The sequence below is a fragment of the Methylopila turkensis genome, assembly GCF_027922325.1.
Classification (GTDB): Bacteria; Pseudomonadota; Alphaproteobacteria; order Rhizobiales; family Methylopilaceae; genus Methylopila; species Methylopila turkensis.
The window spans coordinates 158,890-174,828 of the sequence record NZ_BSFL01000002.1; the positions used below are offsets into that span (position 1 = coordinate 158,890).

General features: G+C 70.1%; 11 protein-coding genes. 9 read left to right on the forward strand and 2 right to left on the reverse strand.

The annotated features are described in order from the left end of the window. Positions 1 to 116: 116 nt before the first annotated feature. The gene (locus PKE78_RS07420; RefSeq protein ID WP_271200240.1) at positions 117 to 440 is read left to right on the forward strand and encodes a hypothetical protein; all 324 of its coding nucleotides are present in this window, start codon (positions 117 to 119) and stop codon (positions 438 to 440) included. A 180-nt stretch (positions 441 to 620) separates the two neighbouring features. Beyond that, the gene (locus PKE78_RS07425; RefSeq protein ID WP_271200241.1) at positions 621 to 6,029 is read left to right on the forward strand and encodes a calcium-binding protein; all 5,409 of its coding nucleotides are present in this window, start codon (positions 621 to 623) and stop codon (positions 6,027 to 6,029) included. A 479-nt stretch (positions 6,030 to 6,508) separates the two neighbouring features. On the opposite strand, the gene PKE78_RS07430 is transcribed toward PKE78_RS07425, so the two are convergent. Both PKE78_RS07430 and PKE78_RS07435 read right to left on the reverse strand, forming a co-directional pair. Beyond that, positions 6,509 to 7,345: a hypothetical protein gene (locus PKE78_RS07430; protein ID WP_271200242.1), complete on the reverse strand. Its 837-nt coding sequence runs from the start codon at positions 7,343 to 7,345 to the stop codon at positions 6,509 to 6,511. A gap of 44 nt (positions 7,346 to 7,389) precedes the next feature. Continuing rightward, a complete protein-coding gene (locus PKE78_RS07435; protein ID WP_271200243.1) occupies positions 7,390 to 7,905 on the reverse strand; it encodes an RNA polymerase sigma factor in 516 nt (171 codons plus the stop codon). Between the two features lie 167 nt (positions 7,906 to 8,072). Here PKE78_RS07435 and PKE78_RS07440 point away from each other — a divergent pair, with 167 nt between their 5' ends. From PKE78_RS07440 to PKE78_RS07470, 7 genes are all read left to right on the forward strand, one after another. Then, positions 8,073 to 9,365, forward strand: coding sequence for a S8 family serine peptidase (locus tag PKE78_RS07440; protein ID WP_271200244.1), 1,293 nt, complete (start codon positions 8,073 to 8,075; stop codon positions 9,363 to 9,365). Positions 9,366 to 9,559: 194 nt separating this feature from the next. Beyond that, the gene (locus PKE78_RS07445) at positions 9,560 to 11,017 is read left to right on the forward strand and encodes an SLC13 family permease (RefSeq protein WP_271200245.1); all 1,458 of its coding nucleotides are present in this window, start codon (positions 9,560 to 9,562) and stop codon (positions 11,015 to 11,017) included. 35 nt (positions 11,018 to 11,052) lie between these two features. After that, complete coding sequence (locus PKE78_RS07450; protein WP_271200246.1) at positions 11,053 to 12,237, forward strand: glycerate kinase family protein; 1,185 nt, start codon at positions 11,053 to 11,055, stop codon at positions 12,235 to 12,237. A gap of 143 nt (positions 12,238 to 12,380) precedes the next feature. Beyond that, positions 12,381 to 13,295 (forward strand): metal ABC transporter substrate-binding protein, encoded by a 915-nt coding sequence (locus PKE78_RS07455; protein ID WP_271200247.1) that lies wholly within the window; start codon positions 12,381 to 12,383, stop codon positions 13,293 to 13,295. Next, entirely contained in the window at positions 13,292 to 14,194 is a 903-nt protein-coding gene (locus PKE78_RS07460) for a manganese/iron ABC transporter ATP-binding protein (protein ID WP_271200248.1), read from the forward strand. The genes PKE78_RS07455 and PKE78_RS07460 overlap by 4 nt, the downstream gene beginning before the upstream one ends. Further along, a complete protein-coding gene (locus PKE78_RS07465) occupies positions 14,191 to 15,051 on the forward strand; it encodes a metal ABC transporter permease (RefSeq protein ID WP_271200249.1) in 861 nt (286 codons plus the stop codon). The genes PKE78_RS07460 and PKE78_RS07465 overlap by 4 nt, the downstream gene beginning before the upstream one ends. Then, a complete protein-coding gene (locus PKE78_RS07470; protein ID WP_271200250.1) occupies positions 15,048 to 15,920 on the forward strand; it encodes a metal ABC transporter permease in 873 nt (290 codons plus the stop codon). The genes PKE78_RS07465 and PKE78_RS07470 overlap by 4 nt, the downstream gene beginning before the upstream one ends. Positions 15,921 to 15,939 lie beyond the last annotated feature (19 nt).

The following is a 15,939-nucleotide window of genomic DNA, read 5'->3' on the forward strand; positions in this document are numbered from 1 at the left end:
GACGATCGTTCGTCCCACACAGGCGTCCCACAGCCGTCGCAATGCGGCGGCGCTTGCGGCTGTCGTCGTAGCCGACCCGGCTGACCGCCGGCCTCGAGTGCCTCGAAGGCCTGTCGATGGCGTTCTTTATCGCCAAGGACCACCGTGACATCCGCCATGCCGCGCGCGTCGGCCTGCCGGCCGCCGATCTCGACGCGGCTGCCGGAACCCGCCCCCGCGGCCGGAACGGCGGACGTCGGGATCATCACCGGCACGTCGCGCACGGGCGGCGTTCGTTGTCGACGGGGGGCATGGCTTTCGGGCGGACCGACGCAACGACCGCGTTCTCTGCGAAAGGTCGTCGTCACGAGAACAATATCGCTGCTAACCTCAAGTCAGGTTCGCCCCGCATCTTCAAAAAGTCGATATCGTCGGATGTACTGAAGGCGGTTGACTTTTAGATATTATCATCCATCGCCTTATAATTAAAATTCAAGCCTCGGCTTCAAAACGCTGACGCTAAGCCCAGGAACGGCGAAGCGCCGAATAATCGGAAAAGTTGTACGCATTCGTACGTCTAGCGCGCTGCTTTCTTTTCGCGGATTTTCCCGACGTGCGGGGAGAAGGCGAACGGAGCCGGCATGCGGTACGCATATGACGCTTTCTCGGCCGGCGCTTTCGTAACCGCCACCGGCTTCCTCGACGTAATCCGTCTCCCCTCGGGCGGTTTCGTCGTTTTCACTTTCACTTCCGCCGCAGGCGCCATCGTGCCGACGGTGACGACATTCGGCTCCGACGGCGAGCCGACCGGCGACTCGGCGACGTTGACCGGCGCGCATTCGAGCCATGCGCTTATCGACGTCGTGATGAGACCGGACGGCGGCTTCCTGGCCGCGTTCGGCATCAGCGGCGCCGCCTATTTCCGACGCTACGGCCCTGACGGAACGCTGTTGCAGGACAAGGACGGAGACACTGACATCCCCGTCGCGCCGCCGGTCGGCGCGTCCTTGGCGTCTATGGAGACGCTGTCCGACGGACGGGTCCTCGCGGTCTTCATTCAGCATTCGTCCGGCGGGTCGTCGATCCATCGGCAGATGTTCTCGCCCGACGGCGTCGCCGTTGGAGCCGCCTCGGTCGCCGTTTCAGGCGTCGCGCCTGCTCCCGGAAGCCTGCAGAGCGCGAACGCCGTCGCACTCTCGAACGGCGGCTATCTCCTAGAGTACGTCGTCAACGTTTCGTCCAACGGGCAGACGCGGCATGTGCAGGCCTTCGCCGGCGACGGCTCGGCGCTAGGGTCGCCAGGGGCCTTCGAAAGGTATTCATCGAGCGTGACCGCTCTTTCCAATGGCGGTTTCGCCGTCGGGTACATGGAGGAGGTCGGAAGCAACGATCTCCTGCGCGTTCAGCTCTACGGCGCGAATGGCGCGGTCTCGGGCGGACCGATCACCGTGGGCCTGTCCGTGGACAATGGGTATGCCCACTACCAGTCGTTGATCGAACTGGTGGCGATGCCCGGCGGCGGCTTCGCCGTCATCAAGACGAGCTATGACGAAGAGCGCATCGTCATACAGTCGTTCAGCGCCGCAGGCTCCGCCACGAGCGCCGAGGTCGAGATTTCGGATCCGACCGGCGTCGATCATCGGTATCCCCAGGCGACCGCGCTGTCGGATGGTCGCATCGCGGTGGTCTGGACATCGGACGTCGACGATTTTTCGTTTCCAAGCGCCGTCGGGACCCGCACGAACGGCGTCATCATATCGCTTCCGGGCGTCAGCGATCCTTACTTCACCAATGGCGGCGACCTGATGGTCGGCACGTCCGGCGGCGACACCTTCTTCGCTTTCGGCACAGCGTTCGGCGCGGGCGATCGGGTCGACGCCGGCGGCGGTTCGGACACCATCCTGGTGCTTGACGCCGGCGTCCTCGACGCTGCGGCGGCCGATCTGCACAGCGTCGAGACGCTGCAGGGCAGCTTCGGCGACGACGTCATCATCGTCTCGCAGAAGGTCCTGGACGGCGTGTCGACGATCGACGGCAACGAAGGGATCGACGTCCTGCGCGTCGTCGACAGCGTTGATTTGCGCCCCGAGGTCCTCAGCGGCATCGAGCGCATCGAGGCCGCCGGCGCCGGGCCGATCGTCGTCCGCGTCGCGGACGCCGCGACGGCGACGCTGGTCCACGCCGCGCCGGACCAGCACGTGACGGTCCGCGCCCCCTCGACGACCTTCGACCTGCAGCAGCGCAACGCGCTGTTCGCGAACGGCGTCGACGTCGTCCACGGCGCCAACGACATCCTGTACTACAGCGACGGCTCGGCGACCGCGATGCTCGCAGAGGTCCGCGCCAACACCATCACGGCCAACACGCAGATCCAGCCGGTCGGCGCGACGCTCGCCTCAGGCGGCTGGGTCTCGGTCTGGTCGTCGATGATCTCCGGCTCGTACGACGTCAAGATGCAGCTTTACGGCGTCGACGGCGCGCCCGTCGGCGGCGAGACGCTGGTCCATACCGCGACCTCGGGAGCGCAGAGCCAGCCGGCGGTGGCGGCGCTCGCGGGGGGCGGTTTCGTCGTGGTCTACGCCGGCGCGAACACCGTGCACGTGCGGCGCTTCGACGCCGACGGCGTCCCGCTCGCCACGCAGACGACGCTGTTCACCGCGAGCGCCTCCAGCCTGATTGTGGAGCCGTCCGTCACGACGCTCGATAACGGCTCCTACGTCGTCGCGTGGCAGACGACGGGGTATGACGGGTCCGGCTACGGCCTTGCGCTGCGCATGTTCGCCGAAAACGGCGTCGCGCTCGGCTCGGCCGTGAGGATCAACACCACGACTTTCAACGATCAGGCCGCGGCCTCGATCGCCGCGACCGAGGACGGCGGCTTCGTCGCGGCATGGCTGACGGGCAGCCATCTGTCCGCGGAGGTCGCGTTCCAGCGCTTCAGCGCCGCGGGCGCTCGCATCGGAACCGAGACGCTCGCCAGCACAACCCCGTTCGCGTTGGGTGTCCCGATCTCCGCGGAGACGCCGGTCGCCTTGTGCGCGCTCGCAGGCGGCGGCTTCGTCATCGGCTGGTCGGCCCCACGCGAGCACGCCCTGCGCGAGGCTGTCCTTCGCCGCTTCGACGCCGACGGTCAGGCCCTCGGCCCTGAGGTCGTGGTCAACCTGCAGCGGCAGGGCGACCAGACCAGGGTGTCGCTTTGCGCGCTCGACGACGGCGGCTTCGTGGCGAGCTGGGTGTCGCGTACGCCGGACGATCCGAACTATGACCACATCTTCGTACAACGCTTCGACGCCTCCGGCGCGGCCGTCGGCGAGCAGTTCGACACCGGACGCGGCGTCGGTGCGTCGCTCGTGGCGCGGCCGGACGGCGGCTTCGCCGTGCTCGTCGAAATGTCCGACGGCGTCTCGACCTACCGCGACATCGTCGTGCGCGAGTTCCGCGCGCTCGACCATCACGTGCTCACGCCCGGCGGCGATCTCGTCGCGGGCGACGGCCGCGCCACGACGATCATTGGCGCGCCGGGCGATCTCGGCTCGCAAGACCAGATCGACGGCGGCGGCGGGACCGACATGCTGCAGCTGGCGAGCTCGGGGCGGATCGACCTGACAGCGCCGGCGATGTTCGCGAATGTGGAGCGCATCGTCGGCGCGTCCGGCGACGACATCGTCGTGGTCTCGACCGCCCGGCTCGCGGATGTGGAGATCATCGACGGCGGCGAAGGGACCGACACGGTCGAGACGGGCGACGAGACGCTCGACCTGCGCGGAGTGACGCTCCTTAACGTCGAGCGCGTCACGAGCACGCGCGCGGTGGGCACGGCCTATCAGGTCGACAGCGCGGCGACGGCGCTGCTGATCGACGGGGGCGCCGGCGGCTGGACCGAGATCGACGCGACGTCGATCACGCTGACCGAAGCCCAGATCGCGAACATTCTCGCCAATGGCGTGAACCTCGTCCGCGACGCCAGCGGCGCATACGGGGTGGTGACGCCCCGGCCCGACGTGATCGCCGCCGTCGAGGGCGCGCCGGTGGTGTTCAACGTCTTCGCCGACAACGGCTTCGGCCCGGACCTGGGCGGCGCGGGGCTCGAGATCGCCGCCGTCAACGGACTGCCGATCTCGGTGGGCGAGACGATCTGGCCAGTGTCCGACATTTCGCACGGAGGCTGGCTGACCTACCTTGGCGGCGGGTCATTCTCGTTCGACCTCTCGGTCTTCGACTACACGCCGGCGCCGGGCTCCGGCGCTTCCAACATCGTCGCGCACCTTGGCTTCTACTACACCCTCGCGGGCGGCGACACGACCTCGGTGCGCGTCGACTTCACGGGCGCCGACAGCAACGACTTCCTGCTCGGCGCCTCCGGCGTGGCCGATACGCTGCGCGGCGGCCTGTACGACGACGTCTACAACATCGACGAGTCCGGAGACCGGGTGATCGAACGCGACGGCGAAGGCCACGACACCGTCCAAAGCTCGGTGTCGTTCTCCCTCGCCGGCCAGTTCATCGAAGCGCTGCACCTCCTCGGCGACGGCGCCATCAATGGGACCGGAAACGCTCTCGACAACGCGCTTCACGGCAACTCCAACGCCAACACGCTGCTGGGGCTCGGCGGCGACGACAATCTGGACGGCTATCTCGGAGCGGACCGCCTCGAGGGCGGCGAGGGTTCCGACTCATACTTCATCCGCGATTCAGCGGCGCGGGTGATCGAGGCCAACGTCGCCGGCTACGACACCGTCCACAGCTCGGTGTCGTTCTCGCTGGCGGGACAGTTCATCGAAGCGCTGGTCCTGGTCGGGTCCAGCGCGCTCAACGGAACCGGCAACGCTCTCGACAACGCGATCACCGGCAATGACGGCGCCAACACATTGCTCGGGCTCGGCGGCGCCGACGTCCTCGACGGCGGCTCGGGCGCCGACCGCATGGAGGGCGGCGAGGGTTCCGACACCTACTACGTCGATTCCACAGGCGACCGGGTGATCGAGGCCAATGTCGCGGGCTACGACACCGTCCACAGCTGGGTGTCGTTCGCGTTCGGCAGCCAGCACCTCGAGCGCCTTTACCTGAACAGCGGCGCCGGGGCGATCAGCGGAACCGGCAACGGCTTGGCCAACGCCATCACCGGCAACGAAAGCGCAAACACGCTGCTTGGCCTGGGCGGCGACGACATCCTCGACGGCGGCGCCGGCGGGGACCGGATGGAGGGCGGCGAGGGCTCCGACACCTATTACGTCGACCATTCCGGAGACCGGGTGATCGAGGCCGACGTCGCCGGCCTCGACACCGTCAACAGCGCGGTGTCGTTCTCGCTCGCGGGGCAGTTCATCGAAAAGCTCGTGCTGACGGGCGAGGCGGCGATCAACGGAACTGGCAACAGCCAGGCCAACACGATCATCGGCAACGGCGCGGCCAACACCATCAACGGCGGCGGCGGCGCGGACCGGATGGAGGGCGGCGCCGGCGACGACGTCTACGTCGTCGATGATCTCGGCGACCGGGTGGTCGAGGCCAACGTTGCGGGCTTCGACACCGTCAACAGCGCGGTGTCGTTCTCGCTCGCGGGTCAGTTCATCGAGAAGCTGGCGCTGACCGGAACCGCCGCGATCAACGGAACCGGCAACAGCCAGGCCAACACGCTGGTCGGCAACGCCGCGGCGAACACCCTGAACGGCCTCGCGGGCGACGACCGGCTCGACGGCGGCCGCGGCTCGGACATTCTGACCGGCGGCGCCGGCGCGGACGTGTTCGTGTTCTCGGCCGCGCTCGTCGGCGGCGAGGTCGACAGCATCACTGATTTCGTGGTGGTGGACGACACGATCGAGCTTAGCCGTTCGACGTTCGCAGGCCTCGCGCTCGGCACGCTCGCGACTGGCGCGTTCAACGCCGGAACGGCGGCCACGGAGGCCGACGACCGCCTCGTCTATCACGCCGCGACCGGGCGGCTGTTCTTCGATCAGGATGGCCTCGGAGGATCCGCGGCCGTCCACTTCGCGACCCTGTCGCCGAACCTCGGCGGCCTGTCCGGGCTCGATTTCGTCGTCGTGGGTTGAGGTTTCGACTTCGGTTCGCACGGCGCGGCCGCCTCCTCGTCCGTAGCGCTCGATGACAGTTCGCCCGCCACTCGAAGCTTTCAGGTCTGCGGACGCCGGATATCTCTCGGCCCAGACGACCGCGCTGATCAGGGCGAGCTGGCGGAATTGCTGAGGAGTATCGCCGATATGCGCCGCGCCGAGCACGAACGTCTCGGCGATCAGACCGACGTGATCGCCATGGACTGACGCTGCATGGAAGCGTCGTTCTGAGCGACGTCCGCCTAGCGCGGATTGGTGAAGCCAGTGATCGGAGCGACATTTCCCTTGGCGCGGATGAATGAGGCGCACGAGCTCGCAGAGAACGGGTCAGCAAGGGCCCTACGTGGAAAGATCGCGATCGATGTGGCGGGCGGCGCGCAGGCTTAGCGCGTGGTGGAGCCGGCGCGTCCGGGCGCGGGGGGCGGCGCAGCGCGGCTGCGTCGACCTTGGGGGAACGGCTACTCGCGCCGGCTCCAGCGAGCCTCGATCCGCTCCTTCTCGTCGTCGGCGGACAGCGGGCCGGCGCTTCCCATGGCCTCGAGGGCGTTTTCGACGACGCTCGCGCCCGACGCCGCGGCGTAACCCTCGGCTTCAGCCTTGCGGGCGACAATCTCCGTCCGCCAGCCGCCGTCCGACAGCCGGCAGCCGAGGGCGACCAGGCCGCCGGCGCGTCCCTCGACGCTCGCTTCGTATTCCCGGCAGACGCCCTGCCCGACGGCGTGGGTCGCGATGACCGAAACCGCGCCCTTGATCGTGTTGGCGGAGGTCGACCAGGAAACCGCCTCTCCGCTCGGCGTCCGCTCGAGCGCCGTGGAGATGGCCGCGGTCACCGCCGGGTCGCCGAGCGCCGCGACCACGTCGCCAGCGGAGCCGCTCCCCGGCGCTTCCCCGCGGCCGACCGCGAAGCCGAGCGCCCCGCCGACGACGAGCGCGAGCGAGGCCGCGAGCGCCGGCGTCGCGTACCGGAAGCGCGCGGCCGGGCGCGCGCCTGGGCGGGCGGCCGCCGGCTGCCGCTGCGCCGGCGCCAGCCCGCCCTCGATCAGCGAGAGCGCCGGAGTTCTGCGCGCTTCGGCCCCGGAGGCGCGGATCGCGGCCGCGAGGCGGTCGAGGCCCGCCTCCGCCTCCGCGGCGGGCTCAGGCGCGAGCAGCGCGCGCGTCTCGACGAAGACCGCGAAGCGATCGGCGAGCGCCGCGTCGCGGTCGATCCGCGCGCGCAGCGCCGACGCCTCATCGGCCGGCAGCTCGCCGTCGGCGAGCGCCGCAAGCCGGTCGTCGGGAACCGAGGTCTTGTCCATCGCCTGCGTCCTCAAGCCTATCCTTGCGTCGCGCCCGCCTCGGGTCACTCCAGCAGGGTCTCGCCGTCGGCGAGCCCGAGTTGCCTCGCGAGCGCCAGCCGCGCGCGGCTGAGGCGGCTCATCACGGTGCCGATCGGCGCGCCGATCGCCTCCGCCGCCTCGCGGTAGCTCATTTCCTCCACGCAGACGAGCGTCAGCACGCGTCTGTGCTCGTCGGCGAGCCGCCCCATAGCTTCGGCGACCGCGCCGGCCGCGAGCGAGGCGTGGGCGACGTGGCGTCCGTCCTCGCCTGCGAGGTCGAAGGCGTCGTCGATCGGTTCGGTCGCGCCTTCGCTCCGGCGCTTGCGGATGCCGTCCAACCACACGTTTCGCAGGATGCGGAACGTCCACGCGTCGAGGCGCGTGCCGGGCTCATAGAGGTCGCGCGCCTTGAGCGCCCGTTCGCAGGCGAGCTGCACCAGGTCGTCTGCGAGCGCCGCGTCGCCGCACAGCGAGCGCGCGAAGCGCCGCAGGCGCGGCAGCAGCGCGACAAGCTCCTCGGCGAAGGGCGGCGATGTCATCCGGCAACGTCCTCATCGCGCGGAGAACGCTCCGGCGCACCGGTTTATTCCGGGCGCGGGGCGTTCGTGTTCACGAAGCCGCGAAACGGTCGGGCGGCGGGCGGCGGAAGAACGGCGGCCTCGCTAACGTTGGGTCGTCAGTCCCGCACTGCCGAAAGGCCCGCGCCATGCTCGCGCTGATCCGTCTCCTCGCACTCGGTCTCGCCGCTCTCGTCCCCGTCGCCGCGATCGAGGCTGCGGCGCTGGGGCGGGGCCCGGTTTTCCTGGCCGCGCCGGCGCTCGCGGACGACGACGATGATGATGACGACGATGACGATGACGACGATCGCCCCGTCACCCGCTACAGGTCCGCCCCGCGTGAGCCGCGGGCCGAGCGGCCCACGCGCCCGCGCCGGGCGCGGCCGGAGATCGTGGCGTCGGGCGTCGACGCCGCCGCCCTCGATCGAATCCGCGCGGCGGGCTTTCGCGTCCTCGCCGAGCGCCGCCTGTCCGTCCTGCCGGAGGCGACGGTCCGGCTCGCGCCGCCGCCCGGCCTGTCCGACGCGCGGGCTCGCGCCCGGGTGGGCGAGCTCGCCCAGGGCGCGATCGTGGACGTCAACGCGATCTACCGGCCGAACGCGCGGGAGCGCTGCGCGCCCGGAGCGTGCTTCCCCTATCGCCGGGAGGGCTGGAACGTCCCGGCCTGCGAAGCGCGCGGCCTCGTCGGCCTGATCGACACGCGCGTCGACGTCCGCCATGCCGCGCTCGAAGGCCGGTCGGTGGAGACGCTGGTCTCGCGCGGCGACGGACGGGAGCCGTCGTCCGCGACGCACGGCACCGACGTCGCGATTCTTCTGACGAGCGGTGGAGAGACGACTGGCGATCTGCGACTCGTCGCCGTAGACGCCTTCCACCGCAAGGGCGCGACGGACCAGGCGGACGCGTTCGACCTCGTGACGGCGATCGACATGCTGGCGCAGCGGAAGGTCGCGGTCGTGAACCTCAGCCTTGCGGGACCCGAGAACGCGCTCCTCGACCGCGCCGGCGCGAAGGCGGCGGAAAGCGGAATGCTGCTGGTGGCGGCGGTCGGCAACGAGGGTCCGAAGGCGAAGCCGCGCTATCCGTCGGCCTACCCATGGGCGGTCGCCGTCACCGCGATCGACGCGCGGGGGGAGCCTTATGCGCGCGCCGGCCGAGGCGCCCACGTCGCCTTCGCGGCGCCGGGCGTGCGGCTGGAGCTTCCGGACGCAGCGATGAAGCCTGGCAAGACACGCTCCGGCACGTCCTACGCGGCGCCGCTCGTCGCGGCGGCGCTCTCGGCGATCCGCGCCGACGGCGCGGACAGGCCCGTAGCCGAGACCATCGCGGCGCTCGCCGGTCATGTCGAGGACAAGGGCGCGCCCGGCCGCGACCCGGTGTTCGGATGGGGCGCGCTGACCAGCGCCAAGGGGTGCCCTGTGCGCGCGTCGCAGTTGGACTGAGACGAGGCGCCGCTCTCCCCTCGCCTCGCCCTCCGCAGGCGAGGTCGAAAGCCGGGACGACGCTCATCTTGCATCTCGGAGCGAGCAAAACGCTGGTCCACCGCCGCGAGCCTTTCCGCAAGCGCGCGACGTCCCGGGAATAAGCCTGCCGCTCCCTTCGTTGGCCTCTCGAACGGCAAACGGGAGGAGACGAGATGGCGGCGATCGCCTTCGAACGCGACACGGCGAAGGGAGCGGGTCGACGGCTTCGAAGCGTCGGCGGCCGCGCCTTGGCCGCGCTGCGCGCGCGGCCCGCGCTTGCGGTCTCGCTCGTCTCGGTCGCCCTCGTCGAGGCGGGCTTCGCCGGTCTCGAGCCCGAGGCGCGCCGGGCTCTCCAGATCTTCCTCCTGGCGCTCGTCGGCTGGACGCTGACGCGTCTTGACGACGCCTTCGTGGCGCTCGCCGCCGCGCTCGGAATGGCGATCTTCGTACTCGACGAGCCCGACGAGATGTTCGAGGCGCTCGGCCACGAGATCGTCTGGCTCATGGTGGCGGCATTCGTCCTGGCCGCCGCCGCCCGCGCGGCGGGCCTGACCGATCGGCTCGCGGCCTTTGCGCTCGCCAGGGCGCGGACGCCCCGTCAGGCCTTCCACGCGCTCTCCGCCATCATGCTCGCGAGCGCCTTCGTCGCGCCGTCGACCTCGGGCCGCGCCGCCATGATGGTCCCGATCTTCGAGCGGGTCGCGAGCGGCCGGGACGCGGCCGGCCGCAAGGCGCTCGCGCTGCTGTTCCCGACCGTCATCCTGCTGTCGGCCTTCGCGTCGCTCACCGGCGCCGGCGCCCACGCGCTCGCCGCCGAGATCCTCGACGAGATCGGCGACGGCGAGATCGGCTTCCTTGGCTGGGCGCTCTACGGGCTGCCCTTCGCCGCCGCCTCGACGGCGCTCGCGGCGGAAACGATCCTGCGCCTCTTCGCGCCAAAAGACCCCGCCGCGGCCTTCGCGGCGCCCGCCCTCGACGTCGCTCCGCTCGACCGGCGCGCCTGGTCCGTGCTTGCGATCCTCGCCGGCGTGCTGATCGGCTGGCTGAGCGAGCCGCTCCACGGCGTCGACGAGACGGTCGTGGCGCTGATCGGCGCCTGCGCGGCCGCCACGCCCACGGTCGGCGCGGTGGACTTCAGGTCCGCCGTGAAGGGCGTCGAGTGGCCCCTCATCGTCTTCATGGCCTCGACTGTGGTCCTCGCCGAGGGACTGGACGACAGCGGGCTCGTCAAGACGGCCGCCGGGGCCGCCTTCGCGCCGCTCCGGGAGATCGGCCTGCCGCCGCTCGCCTGGCTGGTCGCGCTCGGCGCCGTCGGCCTCCTGTCGCATCTCGTGATCCACAGCCGCACCGCGCGCGTCGCGGTGCTCCTGCCGCCCGCGCTGATCGCCGCCGAGGGAGCCGGCGTCTCGACGCTCGCCGCGATGCTGACGCTCGTCGCCGCCACCGGCTTCTGCCAGCTCCTGATGGTGAGCGCCAAGCCGGTCGCGCTGTTCGGCCAGCTGCCTGGCGGCTCCTACGGCGCGGCTGACCTGCTTCGCCTCGGCGCTGCGCTGCTGCCGCTGCAACTCGCCCTGATCGCCCTGTTCGCAGGCGTCGTCTGGCCGCTTCTCGGCCTCGACCTCGCGCGCTGACGCCCTCCCCCCTAACGACGAGAAGGAGCCTTCCCATGTCGATCCGGCCCATCCGCGTCCTGCTCGCCCCCTCCGGCTTCAAGGAGAGCCTCGGCGTCTCCGACGTCATCGACGAGATGGCGAAAGGCGTCGCCGCCGCCGCGCCCGACGCGGAGATCCTGCGCGCGCCGATGGTCGACGGGGGCGAAGGCTTCACCGAGACGCTGGTGGAGCTCACCGGCGGATCGATGCGCCCCGTCACGGTGACCGGCCCGGTTGGAGCGCCGGTCGAGGCTTTCGTCGGCTTTCTCGGAGGTCTGGACCGACGGACCGCCGTCATCGAGATGGCCGCGGCCGCGGGGCTCCGCCTGGTGCCGCGCGACCTTCGCGACCCGGGCGCGACGACGAGCTTCGGCGTCGGCGAGCTGATCCGCGCGGCGCTTGACCTCGGGGCCGAACGAATCCTCATCGGTTGCGGCGACAGCGGTATCAACGACGCCGGCGCCGGCATGGCGCAGGCTCTCGGCGTGAGGCTTCTGGACGCGGAAGGCCGCCAGATCGGACGCGGGGGCGCAGAACTCGCGCGGCTCGCCCGTGTCGACCTTTCGGGTCGGGACCCGCGGCTTGACGGCGTCACGATCGACGTCGCGGTGAACTGGCACAACGTCCTGCTCGGTGAGCGCGGGGTCGCGCGCGTGTTCGGGCCGCAGAAGGGCGCGACGCCGGCGCAGGTCGAGGAGCTTGCGGCGGCGCTGGAGACCTTCGCTTCGGTGGTCCGACGGGACCTCGGCGTGGAGTTCGACGGCATGCCGGGCGCCGGCGCGTCCGGCGGCCTCGGGGCGGGCCTCCACGCGCTCATCGGCGCGACGCTCCGTCCACGCTGGGACGTGGTGATGGCCTACATCGATCTCGACCAGAGCCTCGCGATGGCCGACCTCGTCATCACGGCCGAGGGCAGCCTCGACGGGCAGACGCCCTTCGGCAAGGCGCCGGCCGAGATCGCCCGCCGGGCGAAGCGCTGGAACCTGCCGGTGATCGCGCTCGCGGGCACGGTCGGCCAGGGCGCGGCCTCGACGCTCTCGGTCGGCGTCGACGCCTATTTCTCGATCCTGACGCGGCCGTGCTCGATGGACGAAGCGGTCGCCGACGCGCGCCGGCTCGTCCGCGAGGCCACGGAACAGGCCGTTCGCCTGTTCGCGCTCGGCCGTCGGCTGGACGCGCGGGGACGGGTCGCGGCCTGACTGACGAGTTTCGAGCCGGAATGACCCCCCGCTTCGCGACCGACCTCATCGGCTCGTGATTAGATTGCAACTCGTTTGCACTTGCAAAGCGGCCCGGACGCCGCGATAGTGCGTTTGCAAGTCAATCGCAAAAAGGATCGTACATGTTGATGGGCTCGAGGCGTTGGGCCGGAGCGGCCCTCGCCGGCGCGATCTTCGCCGGGCTCTGGCCCTCCGCGGCCGCCGCCGAGAAGTTCAAGGCCGTGACGACCTTCACGATCATCGCCGACATGGCCCGCAACGTGGCTGGCGACGCTGCGATCGTGGAGTCGATCGCCCGGCCCGGCGCCGAGATCCACAATTACGCGCCGACGCCGGGCGACATCCGCCGGGCGCAGGGCGCGAAGCTGATCCTGTGGAACGGGCTCAATCTCGAGCTCTGGTTCGAGAAGTTCTTCCAGAACCTGAGCGACGTGCCGGAGGCGGTGGTCTCCAAGGGCGTCGAGCCGATGAGCATTTCGGACGGGCCCTATGCGGGCAAGCCCAACCCCCACGCCTGGATGTCCCCGGCGAACGCCCTGATCTACGTCGACAACATCCGCGACGCCTTCGTGGCGAACGACCCCGGCAACGCCGCGACCTACAGAGCCAACGCCGAGGCCTACAAGGCGAAGATCCAGGCGGCGATCGGGCCGATTCGGGAGAAGCTCGACCGGATCCCGGAGGAGAAGCGCTGGCTGGTGTCGAGCGAGGGCGCCTTCTCCTATCTCGCGCGCGATTTCGGCCTGAAGGAGCTCTACCTCTGGCCGATCAACGCCGACGAACAGGGCACGCCCCGACAGGTGCGAAAGGTGATCGATACGATCAGGGCCGAGAAGATCGTCGCCGTGTTCAGCGAGAGCACGGTGTCCGACAAGCCGGCGCGCCAGGTCGCCCGCGAGACCGGGGCCGTCTATGGCGGGGCGCTCTATGTGGACTCCCTGAGCGACGCCCGTGGCGAGGTTCCGACCTATGTCGACCTGCTGCGCGTCACGTCGGACACGATCGCGAAGGGCCTGGCGGAAGGCCTCACGCAGTGACGGCCCACGTCGTCGCGCCGGCTCAAAGCCCGGACGCAGGGTCCGGCGTCGCGGTCCATGGCGCGACCGTGACCTATCGCAACGGCGTCACCGCGCTCCGCGACGCGAGCTTCGAGATCCCGACCGGCGCGATCGCGGCGCTGGTCGGCGTCAACGGCTCCGGCAAGTCGACGCTGTTCAAGGCCATCATGGGATTTCTGACGCTCGCGGCGGGCGACATCCGCGTGCTCGGCATGTCGGTCCCCGAGGCGCTGCGGAAGAACTTGGTGGCCTATGTGCCCCAGGCCGAAGAGGTCGACTGGAACTTCCCCGTTCTGGTCGAGGACGTCGTGATGATGGGCCGCTACGGCGGCATGGGTTTTCTGCGCATCCCGCGCGCCGCGGACCGCGCCGCGGTCGAGGCCGCGCTCGCCCGCGTCGACATGAGCGCGTTCCGCAAGCGCCAGATCGGCGAGCTTTCGGGCGGCCAGAGGAAGCGCGTCTTCCTCGCCCGCGCGCTGGCGCAGGAGAGCCGCGTCATCCTGCTCGACGAGCCCTTCACCGGCGTCGACGTCAAGACCGAGGACCAGATCATCGCGCTCCTGCGCGAGCTGCGCGACGAGGGCCGGGTGATGCTGGTCTCGACCCACAATCTCGGCTCGGTGCCGGAATTCTGCGACCGCGTCGTCCTGATCAAGGGCACGGTGCTGGCCTATGGGCCGACCGAGGAGACCTTCACGCAGGCGAACCTGGAGCGCGCCTTCGGCGGCGTGCTTCGGCATTTCGTGCTGAACCAGCCGCCCGGCGGCGGCGCGCCGACCCCGTTCGGCGTGTTCACCGACGACGAGCGGCCGCTGATCCTGCATCAGGGCCGGGCCGCCACGCGCGCGCCCGAGACCGCCGCGGCGGACCGGCCGTGACCGCCGGCCTGCTCGAACCCTTCGGTTACAGCTACATGCTGAACGCCATGTGGGTGTCGGCGCTCGTCGGCGGGGTCTGCGCGTTCCTCTCCTGCTACCTGATGCTGAAGGGCTGGTCGCTGATCGGCGACGCGCTGTCCCATTCGATCGTGCCGGGCGTCGCCGGCGCCTACATGCTCGGCCTGCCGTTTTCGATCGGCGCCTTCTTCTCCGGGGGGCTTGCGGCCGCCGCCATGCTGTTCCTCAACCAGCGCACGAAGCTGAAGGAGGACGCGGTCATCGGCCTGATCTTCTCCTCCTTCTTCGGGCTCGGCCTGTTCATGGCGTCGCTGTCGCCGATGTCGGTCAACATCCAGACGATCGTGCTCGGCAACGTGCTGGCCATCACCCCGGAAGACACGCTTCAGCTCGCCGTCATCGGCTTCGTCTCGCTCGCGATCCTGCTGGCCAAGTGGAAGGACCTGATGGTCGTGTTCTTCGACGAGAGCCACGCGCGTACGATCGGACTGAACCCGACGCGGCTGAAAATCCTGTTCTTCGCGCTGCTGTCGGCCTCCACCGTCGCCGCGCTGCAGACGGTCGGCGCCTTCCTCGTCATCGCCATGGTGGTGACGCCCGGCGCGACCGCCTATCTGCTCACCGACCGCTTCCCGCGCCTGCTCGCGATCGCGGTCGCGATCGGCGCGATCAGCAGCTTCGCGGGCGCCTATCTCAGCTACTTCATCGACGGCGCGACCGGCGGCGTCATCGTCACGCTGCAGACCCTGATCTTCCTCGCGGCGTTCCTGCTCGCGCCCAAGCACGGCCTGATCGCCGCCCGCCGGCGCGCGGCGCGGACCGCGGAGGCGGCGCGATGAGCGTCGTCGAACTTCTGGTCGAGCCGTTCCGCTTCGACTTCATGGTGACGGCGCTCGTGATCGCGACGCTGATCTCGATCCCGATGGCGTTGCTGTCCTGCTTCCTCGTCATCAAGGGCTGGTCGCTGATGGGCGACGCGATCAGCCACGCGGTCTTCCCCGGCGTGGTGATCGCCTACGTCGTCGGCCTCCCCTACGCCGTCGGCGCCTTCGCGGCCGGCATGCTCTGCGCGGTCGCCACCGGATTCCTCAAGGACAACAGCCGCGTCAAACAGGACACCGTGATGGGGGTCGTGTTCTCCGGCATGTTCGGCTTCGGGCTGGTCCTGTACGTCAAGGTCCGGCCGGACGTGCATCTCGACCACATCCTGTTCGGCGACATGCTCGGCGTGTCGTGGCTCGACATCGGCGAGGCGGCGCTGGTCTCGGCGATCACCGCCGGGATCATCGGGCTGAAATGGAAGGACTTCCTGCTGCACGCCTTCGACCCGACCCAGGCGAAGGCGGTCGGACTGCGGGTCGGACTGCTGCATTACGGCCTGCTCGCGCTGATCTCGCTGACCGTCGTGGGCGCGCTGAAGGCCGTAGGCCTGATCCTCGCCATCGCCATGCTGATCGCGCCGGGGGCGATCGCCTTCCTGGTCACCCGCCGCTTCAGCGCGATGCTGATCGTCGCCGTGGCGGTCGCCGCCGTCGGCTCCTTCGGCGGCGTCTACCTCTCGTTCTTCATCGACAGCGCTCCCGCGCCGACGATCGTGCTGACGCTTTCGGCCGCGTTCGTCGTGGCCTTCGTCCACGCCACGCGCAAGGCCGCCCGCATCGGTCGGACGCAGGCGGGTCCCGGAACGGCCGTCCAGACCGACGCGTAGCGCGCGACGGCGCTCGCGC